The sequence below is a fragment of the Providencia sp. CIM-Carb-044 genome (assembly GCF_033901115.1).
Classification (GTDB): domain Bacteria; phylum Pseudomonadota; class Gammaproteobacteria; order Enterobacterales; family Enterobacteriaceae; genus Providencia; species Providencia hangzhouensis.
On the sequence record NZ_JAXADV010000001.1, the window covers coordinates 150,335 to 161,301 of the forward strand.

The 10,967-nt window shown below is 40.9% G+C and carries 7 protein-coding genes; 2 read left to right on the forward strand and 5 right to left on the reverse strand.

Annotated features, from left to right (window positions below; genetic code table 11):
* Positions 1-71 precede the first annotated feature (71 nt).
* The 5 genes from aat to trxB form a co-directional block, all read right to left on the reverse strand.
* Positions 72-773 (reverse strand): leucyl/phenylalanyl-tRNA--protein transferase, encoded by a 702-nt coding sequence (aat, locus tag SJ312_RS00685; protein ID WP_004256353.1) that lies wholly within the window; start codon positions 771-773, stop codon positions 72-74.
* A 7-nt stretch (positions 774-780) separates the two neighbouring features.
* On the reverse strand, positions 781-2,523 hold the full coding sequence (gene cydC / locus SJ312_RS00690; RefSeq protein ID WP_110591395.1) for a heme ABC transporter ATP-binding protein/permease CydC: 1,743 nt from the start codon (positions 2,521-2,523) through the stop codon (positions 781-783).
* A gap of 2 nt (positions 2,524-2,525) precedes the next feature.
* Positions 2,526-4,292, reverse strand: coding sequence for a heme ABC transporter permease/ATP-binding protein CydD (gene cydD, locus SJ312_RS00695; RefSeq protein ID WP_153673636.1), 1,767 nt, complete (start codon positions 4,290-4,292; stop codon positions 2,526-2,528).
* 413 nt (positions 4,293-4,705) lie between these two features.
* Complete coding sequence (locus SJ312_RS00700) at positions 4,706-6,385, reverse strand: DUF4153 domain-containing protein (protein ID WP_153673635.1); 1,680 nt, start codon at positions 6,383-6,385, stop codon at positions 4,706-4,708.
* A gap of 182 nt (positions 6,386-6,567) precedes the next feature.
* Positions 6,568-7,527 (reverse strand): thioredoxin-disulfide reductase, encoded by a 960-nt coding sequence (trxB, locus tag SJ312_RS00705; protein ID WP_004256339.1) that lies wholly within the window; start codon positions 7,525-7,527, stop codon positions 6,568-6,570.
* Positions 7,528-8,062: 535 nt separating this feature from the next.
* On the opposite strand from trxB, the gene lrp reads away from it, so the two are divergent.
* A complete protein-coding gene (gene lrp / locus SJ312_RS00710; protein WP_004256338.1) occupies positions 8,063-8,557 on the forward strand; it encodes a leucine-responsive transcriptional regulator Lrp in 495 nt (164 codons plus the stop codon).
* A 424-nt stretch (positions 8,558-8,981) separates the two neighbouring features.
* Positions 8,982-10,967 (forward strand): DNA translocase FtsK 4TM domain-containing protein (locus tag SJ312_RS00715; RefSeq protein WP_319866695.1); only part of this gene is annotated, 1,986 nt, incomplete at its 3' end.

Below are 10,967 nucleotides of genomic sequence, written 5' to 3' on the forward strand. Positions count from 1 at the left end.
AGAAGTGTCGCATTTTAACGCGATCTTTATTTTTAAGTGAAGGAATAAAATTAATGTAAAACCAAAATTCATTAATCGAAAATTGGCGGTATTTCAATCGATTGCGGTATCCAGCAGGCGGGGTCAATCGCTTTGTCACGCCACCGATAAAGAATATGTAAAAAATCCCTACGGGATATCTCTTTTGCGCCCATTGAGGCGGTATGGTGGTTAAGTACCTGACAATCAAAAAGCTGCCCATTATAGCGCAAAAAATGAAAATAGAATGTAATAAAAGCAAATTTGGATGCATCATTCATTCTACTGAACATAGATTCCCCACAAAATAGGTGCCCCATGTTCACGCCATACAGGCCTCCAACGAGTTTATCGCCATACCAAGCTTCAATGGAATGCGCCATACCCGCTTGGTGTAGCGCTAAATACCCAGCTTGAACTTCGGGTAAAATCCATGTGCCTTCTTGGCGTACAGAACAAGCTTCAATAACTTGCTTGAATGCATGGTTAACAGTAATGCGATAAGTCTGCTTTTTTAAAACTTTTTTCATTGACCGGCTAATATGGAGTTCACCAACCATGAGTACTGCTCTAGGGTCCGGAGACCACCATAAAGGCATCTCTCCAGGATTAAACCAAGGAAAGATACCATCATAATAGGCAGCTTGCAGCCTTTTTGATGAAAGATCTCCGCCAATCGCTAATAAGCCATTGGGCTCCCGCATGGCTTCAGACACGGGAGGGAATAAATAGGAGTCATCATCTAATTGGTACATATACGCCTCAGAGCGGTTGCTGTGCCCAGTGGCGCTGGCGGAACTGATAATACTGGCCTTGCATACCTAACAGCGCTTGATGGGTACCTTGTTCGATGATTTTACCATTATCCATCACACAGATGTTATCCATTTCCTCTAAGCCCTGCATACGGTGAGTAATGACAATTAACGTCTTATCGGCACATTTTTCTTTTAACAGTGCTAAAATTTGCTGTTCAGTTTGTGCATCAAGCCCTTCCGTTGGTTCATCCATTAGAATTAATGGTGTGTTATGTAATAAAGCACGGGCAATACCTAAGCGGCGTTGTTCCCCTCCAGAAAGTTGTCGGCCGCCTTCACCCATCCACGCATTAAGCTTTAATTCGTTTTCTAATAAATTGCCTAGACCAACTTGCTGCAATACTTCGCTTAATTCGATATCCGTCGCTTGTTCATTGGCGAGTAATAGATTATTGCGCAATGTATCACTAAAGACATGAACCCGTTGTGGTACTACAGACATCATATTACGTAACGATTTTTCGCTAAATTCGTTAATAGGCGTACCATTTAAGTAGATGGTTCCGCTATCAACATCCCAAGCACGGGTTAATAACTGCAGAAGAGTGGATTTACCACAACCTGTTTTACCTAATAAAGCAAGGTGTTGGCCTTTATTTAATGTTAAAGACACATTTTGAAGAACGGCAAATGGCTGTTCTGGATAGGTAAATGAAATATTATCGACAGTCAGATTTTCCAATGTTGCGATTGAAGGGCTTTCACTTGGGAAAGTTACCTCTGGTTTTGCGGTCATTAATTGGGAAACGCGAGTAGCAGATGCAATCACTTGACCCATATGTTGGAAGGCAACAGCAACAGGGCCTAATGCTTCGAAAGCCGCTAGCGCACAGAATACAAATAAAGCAATCAGTGCTCCCGGTTTTGTATCGCCCCCTACATGGTCGGCAGCCATCCAAAGAAGCAGTGTTGCTGTAACACCAGAGGCAAATAAAATAATGGCTTGAGATAATCCAGTGAGTGCCGCTTGCTGTTGTTGACGCACTTGCCACTTATTTTCGATATTAAGCAAGTTTTGGCGAAAACGTTCAGTGGCGCCAAATAATGTTAACTCAGCTTGCCCTTGCAGTGCGGAGGTTAAAATAGTGCGATAACTTCCACGTAATTCGGTTAGCTCACGGCCAATGGGTTTTCCTGCACGATAAAATATAAATGGCATTGTAAATAGCAAGAACAGCATGATGCCACCCAGTGTCCAAGCAAGACGAGGGTCGAGATAACTTAAACCAAAAATAAGGACAAAGGTAACAAAAAATGCAGTAATGATCGGCGATAAAACACGTAAATAGAGGTGATCTAGTGTCTCTACGTCAGCGACCAGACGATTGAGTAACTCCCCTTGACGAAAACGACTGATACCACCCGGCGAAAGGGGCAATACTTTACTAAAAGCAAAAACCCGTAAATGAGCAAGTACTTTAAAAGTAGCATCGTGGCTAACTAGGCGTTCTCCATAGCGGCCAGCGGTACGAAAAATAGCGGCACCACGGACACCCGCAGCGGGTAACATGTAATTAAAATAGTAAAGACCCGGAAAACCAGCAATGGCGGTTCCGGCTAAAAACCAACCAGAAAGGGTAAGTAAGCCAATACTTGCCAGTAAGGTCACAATCGCCAAGATAATGCCTAATGTAATTAAAAACCAATGGCGGCGGTAAAGGGCTAAGAAAGGTAATAAAATTTTCATTATCAAAGCTCCTCACTGCGATGGGCAAGTAACTGGGCAAAAGCGCCTTCTGACTGGCTTAACTGTGTGTAATTACCTTGTTGAATGATTTGCCCGTTAGCCATTACCCAAATTTGGTCATAATCAAGGGTTTCTTCCAGTAAATGGGTGACTAAAAGGGTCGTTTGCTGACTTGATAGCTGGTTAAGTGTTTGCATAACACGTTGTTCGCTGTGGGAGTCTAAGCTCGCAGCAGGCTCATCTAGAAGGAGCATACGGGAGGGTTTCAACAGGGTTCGTGCAACGGCAACTCGCTGAGCTTGCCCGACCGAAAGGCGAGCGGCATAGTCACCCAGCTTGGTATTTAGGCCATCAGGCAAATGGGCTAAGAATTCGGAAACATATGCATTATCAATCGCCTGTTGAATTTCCGCTTCTGTAGCATTTGGCTTGCCTAAACAGATGTTTTCAACCAGTGTTTGCTCTGGAAGGTGAGGGTTTTGCCCAACCCAACCGAGTAACTCACGCCATTTATCAGGGCATAATTCACGAAGTTCAACACCATTTATGGTGATGGAACCGCGATAAGGCAAAAAGCCTAACAATAAATTCAGTAATGAGCTTTTTCCCGCACCACTTTGACCAACAATTGCAATACGTTGTTGTGGCTCAATATTGAAATCTAATGGCCCAGCAAGGCGCACACCATCATGGGATAAAATTTCTAATTGTTTAGCCTGAATATAGATAGCCTCATCACTCAGTGTTTGGGTTCCTTGTTGAGCTTTTTGTTCGCCCTCACTGTTTAATAGTGTTTCGAGTGTTTCAGCGGCACCAACAGCTTGCGCTTTGGCGTGGTAGTATGTGCCAAGGTCACGTAATGGTTGGAAAAACTCTGGTGAAAGTATTAGGGCAAGAAAACCCGCAAATAGCGTGACAGGTAAACCATAGCTACCGAAGTTCATTTCACCCAGGTAGGAAAAACCAAAATAGACAGCAACAACAGCAATAGAAATCGATGCAAAAAATTCAAGTACGCCAGAAGACAGAAATGCCATCCTCAATACTTCCATCGTTCTGGAACGAAAATCTTCTGTTGATTCACGAATTTGCTTAATCTCTGCTTTTTCACGAAAAAATAACCGTAAGGTATCAAGGCCTCGTAGTCTATCGAGAAAACTCCCGCTTAAACGACCTAAGGCAATAAAGTTACGACGGTTAGCATCCGCAGCGCCTAATCCGACTAATGCCATAAAGATAGGAATCAGCGGGGCAGTGACGAATAAAATAAGTGCTGCAGCCCAGTTAAAGGGGAAAATAGCAATCAGGATCATAATGGGGATGATCCCAGCTAAATACATTTGAGGAAGATAGCGCGAATAGTAGTCTTGCATATCTTCAATTTGTTCAAGAATAATTGTAGCCCAGCTACCCGCTGGCTTACCTTTAACCCACACAGGGCCGAGTTCTTGAAGTTTATCGAGTACCATGGTACGTATTTCTTGGCGCACCACTTGGCCACAACGAAAGCCAACGCGTTCTCGTACATAAGTGACAATTGCGCGTAAGATAAAAACGCAAATCAGAAGAACAAAAGGGGTTAATAGCTGTTCTCGAGGAACGTTATCCATAATTAATGCTTGTAAGATAACAGCTAAGAACCAGGCTTGAGCAATAATCATTAATCCGCTCAAAATGCCTAGTAACATAGAGATCCGCAACCAGCGCTTGGCAGGGGCACTGTGTTGTTTTAACCAACGTACCAATTCAGTCTGTCTTGATTTATCCATAATGATTTAGTTAGCAGGTGTAGTTTTAATGTCATTGAGTATAGTTAGGAAATATCACCCTAACGTTGTTTTTACCATGCGTGATATTGCAGTTGACCTGTTTTAAACCGCATGAGAACGATAAATTTTGATCTGGTAACGCAATTGGTGATTATAAGAAAATCTGCGTTTTTGATCTTACCCACAAATTCGAGTATTAGAGTACATCATAACAGCTTCACCACGATATGTTACCTAATAAAAGTGGGTTATTTAAAGTGAGTTGTGCTTTGTTATTAAATTGTTTTATAAAGGTAAATTTAATATTTCAGTAAATTTTTAGATGTAATGATATTGGGATATTACTGTATTTCTACGTAATAAAAAGGTGGCTTAACAAGGAAATGTTAAGCCATCGGCATTTTTCACTACAATTAGAATGTGGGGTCTATCATTAACCATTCTTTGGGTTTTAATCTATAGTTTCCTTTTAATAAATTATCCCAAGCCTGATCTTTTTCTTTCATGGTATTAAATGAGCGAGTTTGCGTATCCATTAACTCCCAGGTTTGTTCCGTTTGTTGCCATATATTGCAATCAATACTAGAACTACTTGGATAGGAATAGCACATAACCACATCATCTTGATTGTTTTGGTTAACATCGGCCATAAAGCCCACACACGGGTATGGGTCGTATTGTGAGGTACAATACCAAGCACTGCTAAGGTTTTCCCCGAGGTCGAACCAACTCTCCGGTATTGCAGGGCTATTTTGAGCTTGAATTAATACTGATTTTAGCGATCTGCGCTGTTCTTCTTCATAAGGGCTGGTTTGGAATAGTTTTTGATATTCAGGGTTATTATTGAGTTTTTCAAAAGCTTGTTGCCCTTTCTCACCTAATTGTTTTAAGTCATAAGCAAGCGAGCTATTGACTTTGATTTTGCCATTTTCAATCCCCGCAAGAATACTGTTCAGTGTGATGCGTTTAAAATCAGCAATAGGGCTGTTAATGACCAATATAATGGCAATTAGAGACAAAATTCCCGCTTTATTGATAGGGCCTAAATAGGACATCCAGGCTGATTTTTTATAGATAATTGCGATGCTATAAGCAAAAACCAATACAAATAGGAATAGGGCAATAGTAAAGGCGTATAGGCGCTCAACACTCCAACTATACTGGTTAACTCGTACTAAAATTCCATAGAGCGAAAGCACTGAAAATGCATTAAGTAACATAATGCTAATTAAGACAAAACCGTTGAGACCCGCACGGAATTGATATTGGGTTGTGCCATCGCCATACACGAAATTGATAAAAATAAGGTTTAAAATTAAAAACCACAGCATTACTGCGGAGCCTAAGCCAGCAGAGGTCAAACCTGAAAAGTAGGAAACAACGAAACCGCCTAAGAAAATAACAGCAACAATATTCAAGAGCGGTAAGAAAAAACGCGCAATAAAGCTAACAAAATTACTGAGTTGTACATTCAGTGCTGTGCGTAAAAAAGCTAAACTCACGTTGAACCCAAGGGCAAAGCTCACCCAATAGATAACGTCGTTATCAAGAGCTTCACTCAAAAAAGTTAGGTTAACAATGCCAAATAAAAAACTGGCTATTTTTACGATTAATGTTAGCAACCCACCGATTATAGAAGCGAGAATACCCAGAAAGGTATTTTTAATATATAGCCCCATTAAGCAACCGTAATCAATTTTCCATGTTCTTGTGGTTTGCCACGATTGCATCCAAGGAAGTATAAAAAAGAGCAGGACGGTGAGGGTGATAAAGGCGAAGAATGGGTCTGTATCTGCAGGATTTAGAAAGTCTTGGGCATGCCAGTAATTGAGCCAGACAATTAACCCAATAATGACCGCAATGTTGAGATAAAAAATAGCGGATCTTGCATTGGTAATTAGGTAACTGATTGCTGAAGGAACAAAAATGGCGAGCAAAATAGGCAGATATAGGGTGGTGGCGCTTAGTTGGCTTTCTAGGCGGATAGAGTAATCAGTAGTGGCTGTGATGACGATGCCTTGAATCACGGCAAGTATGACAATAATAAAATAAGAATAACCGCGAATGGCATCACGTTCTAATTGTTGCCCCATACCTACACCTTATATTAATTAATGTTATGTAAAAACAGTATAGGCAGTATTAAAAAAGTACAATATAAACTTGGTCTTAAAAATATATGCAAAACCAATAGTTAGGATGTGGGGTATAAGTAATAAAAAAGGCTTCAATTGAGGAAAAATTGAAGCCTATCTAAATTACAATCACTTATTGATTATTTTGATGCTAAGCCATCAAGATAACGTTCTGCATCTAAGGCTGCCATACAACCTGTGCCCGCAGAGGTAATTGCTTGGCGGTATATATGGTCCATGACATCACCAGCCGCGAACACACCTTCAACAGAAGTTTGAGTTGCATTGCCTTGGGTGCCAGATTGCACTTTAATATAACCGTTGTCTAAATCTAATTGGCCTTCAAAAATAGCTGTATTTGGGCTGTGGCCGATGGCAATAAATGCCCCCATAACAGGGATATCTTCTGTTGCATGTGTTTTAGTACATTCTAAGCGCACACCCGTCACGCCCATATCATCACCTAATACTTCATTTAATGTGCGGTCGGTATGCAGAATAATATTACCGTTCTCAACTTTATCCATTAAACGATTAATCAGGATTTTTTCTGCACGGAAACTATCACGACGATGAATTAAATGAACTTCTGAAGCAATATTAGAAAGGTACAATGCTTCTTCTACCGCAGTGTTTCCGCCACCAACGACAGCGACTTTTTGGTTACGATAGAAGAAACCGTCACAGGTTGCACAAGCTGAAACGCCACGGCCTTTGAACGCTTCTTCTGAAGGTAGGCCGATATAACGAGCGGAAGCCCCTGTTGCAATAATTAATGCATCGCAGGTATATTCATTTTCATCGCCAATTAAACGGAAAGGACGTTGTTTTAAGTCCACTTTTTGGATATGGTCAGATATGATTTCGGTGTCAAATTTTGACGCGTGCTCATGCATGCGTTCCATAAGCCCTGGACCGGTTAAACCTTCTGGGTCACCAGGCCAGTTTTCAACTTCAGTTGTGGTGGTCAATTGACCGCCTTTTTCCACCCCAGTAATCAATGCTGGGTTTAAGTTTGCACGTGCAGCATAGACAGCCGCAGTATAGCCCGCAGGGCCAGAACCAAGAATGATTAACTTGCGATGTGTTGTTGTGCTCATGAATTCCTCTTTAATCTAAAAAGCATTTATCAGATTGTAGGAGAAATAAGAGGTTAACAAAAGTGGTTTAAGTGCGACTTAGTTTCATTTGGCTTATTTCATCAATAGGTAATACCGACAAAATGTAAAAAAATATGACAAAAAGTTGCTTGTGTCACGCATCACAATTTTTAGGAATTATCTTGAATTAAGGCTGCGAAACGTTTTACTGGAAAAAAAAGCGAAATCTTGTACTGATTTTTATTCATTTGCTTTGACAATCGGCTGCGCATTTGCGAAAACATCAGTGTAAGAGTTAATTATCTAGCTGATCAATGGAAATGGCGCATTTTTGTTCTTGCTGGAAAATTAACTTTACACTACTTACAAATTTAAAATACAAGTAAACATTGTGGGTGATAATTACATTCACACTAACTTCAGCATTATGAATAAAATTTGCTCCTGAACACGAATTCCTAAATAAAAAAGGTGGTGGCTAAGGTGCTTATTTTTAGATGTAGAAAATAACAATTAGAGAAAGAGAGATAAAGAGATGATTGACAATAAAAAGCGTCCTGGCAAAGACCTTGACCGTATCGACAGGAATATATTAAACGAACTACAAAAAGACGGGCGAATTTCTAACGTAGAGTTATCTAAACGAGTTGGTTTATCTCCAACACCTTGTTTAGAGCGTGTACGTCGCCTTGAGAGACAAGGATTTATCTCTGGCTATACTGCGTTATTAAATCCACACTACTTAGATGCATCATTGCTCGTGTTTGTTGAAATCACACTTAACCGTGGTGCTGCGGATGTATTTGAGCAATTCAATACAGCAGTTCAAAAACTGGAAGAAATTCAGGAATGCCACTTGGTTTCTGGTGACTTTGACTACCTGTTGAAAACGCGTGTGCCAGATATGTCCGCATATCGTAAACTGTTAGGTGAAACTCTGTTACGTTTACCAGGCGTAAACGACACTCGCACCTATGTAGTTATGGAAGAAGTTAAACAAAGCAACCGCTTAGTGATCAAAACTCGCTAATTAGTGCTTTTTAACCTCGCTTCAGCACAGCATTTCAGCTTTGTTGCCGCACTGCAGTTTCAACGCTGAGTTTACTCAGCGTTGTTCCGTTTTTCTCACCTCATTTGTTGCTTTATAAAAACGTAATATTTTGCTGTTTCACAGCTTCAACTGGCTGCTATCCATGCCTTTCTACTTTGTTTTACGTAAATTACTTAGCAACTGATAAGTTTTATTTCCAATTTATTGATTCTAAAGCTATAAATATTTAGGATTTTTGACGAGAAATAGAAATTGAATCATCATACATTAGATGGAATACTGCACCTTAGTGCTTTTGTGAAGCCTTGATATCTCTTAGTCGCTGTAAAACAGGCAGAGTCAGGCGTTTAATGGTAGAATAAACCTAGGTTAGTCAAGAACATCAGTTAGCAAAGAAATAATAATGAGCCAAGAATATACAGAAGATAAACATATCAAATTTAAAAAACTAAGTAGCGGAAGACGGCTATTAGAGGTTATTTTGCTCGCAATATGCTTGAGCGCACTCTTCTTAATGGTGGCTTTATTGAGCTTCAGCCCTTCAGATCCAAGCTGGTCACAGACCACTTGGAATGCCCCAGTGAAGAATTTAGGGGGTAGTGTAGGTTCATGGAGTGCAGATATTCTTTTCTCTGCTTTTGGTATTCTTGCATTTGCCATTCCTGCACTATTACTCCTAGGCTGCTGGGCGATTTTCCAATATGAAAGTCGGCGCCGATATATTGATTTTTTCTCTTTATCGTTAAGATTAATAGGTGGTTTAGCACTTATTTTATCTTCTTGTGGACTTGCGGCTCTCAATTTTGACGACTTACCTAATTTCGCCTCTGGTGGTGTGATTGGCAGTGTATTTAGTAATGCAATTATGCCGTGGTTCAATTCATTAGGTGCTACGTTAGCATTGCTGTTTTTATGGGCGATAAGCTTTACGCTGTTTACGGGATGGTCATGGCTTACAATCGCAGAAAAAATTGGTGCAGCGGTACTTCTCCCTATTACTTTGCTAACAAATCGAGCGAGGGGAGACGATTTAGATAACTATGATTACGACGTTGAAGAAACTGAAGGAGCTTTACAGCGTGCGCAAGAAGCTGAGCACAGAGCCAATGACAGCCTAGAAAATATTGATGCGGATGATGTTTTGTTTTCCGCACCCACTGTGGCTGAATTAGTCACTGAAGTCGCTCCAACAACGGAAAAAAATACGGGTGAAGCGGTTGTTACTACAGAAAACCCAATTCCTTCAGTGAATCAAAACACATCAGAGCAAGATTCGGTACCTGCTTTCTCTGCAGTGGATGAGCCGAGCACATATCATTTTGAAGTACCAGAAGATTACCAGCCTAAGCTCGGTGCAAGTTTTGATTCAACATCAGATACCGTTAATGAGCCGTTAGTTCAAGCGTCACCGTATGTTGCACCAGAAGAACCGATGTTAAGTGTTCAGCATAATCAACAAATAGAACAACAAAAACAAGACAATACCGCTTATCAAGACTATTCGGATAAACAAGAAACACCTGTTAATCAAGCTGCGTTTGAAGCTCAAGCAACATCAGTGCTCCCACTTGACTCTTCAAGTACAACAGAAAGTTTTATTCCATCATCAGTTACTGAAAGGGTCTCTAATCCAGCTGCATTAGCGGCTGCGGGTATTTCAGTCGCTGCACTGGAGCGCCATGCTCAGGTTAAACAAAATATGGAGCCGGAGCTTCCACGGCCAAATCCTGTTCGTTTACCGACTCGTCGTGAGTTATATGGTATTCGCATTCCATCGTTACGTGATGCGGAACTACAGCGGCGTGAAGAAGAGGCTTCTAAACGTGAACAAATATATCAGCAGTGGTCTACGAGTGAGTCTGACCAACCTGAAACTGATGATGAGGCACAACAAGACGAATTATTACGAGCGCAGTTCTTAGAACAGCAACGTGAACGTTATGGTGAAGTTGATGAAACTGATTATGATGTACCGCTTAATAGCCTGCACTCGCATGATGAGCAATTACAAAATGAGCCAATGACTGAAAATAGAGTCAGCGCATTTACGCAGCCAGAAATTGAACACCGTTGGGCGTCAGCTTCACAACAATCCAATAATACGCATACAATTCCAGAGCCTGATGAGGCCGTGCCAGTCGTGGATAATGGCTATCAACCTCAGTTTACACAAGAGCAAGAAGACTTTGAGCCCAAAATTGATTTAAGAAAAGAGTTCTCTGTGCTGGATAGTTTTACCCCTGTTGATGATTTGGTTGACAACGAGCCAGCTGACCCATTATTTATGCCATCATTTAGCGCGACTTCTGTTACAGCAGGTACCCCACAAAATAATATCGCTGAAGGGCTTGCTAGCTCACCATCAGTAACACAAACTTTTGGGCAGCCA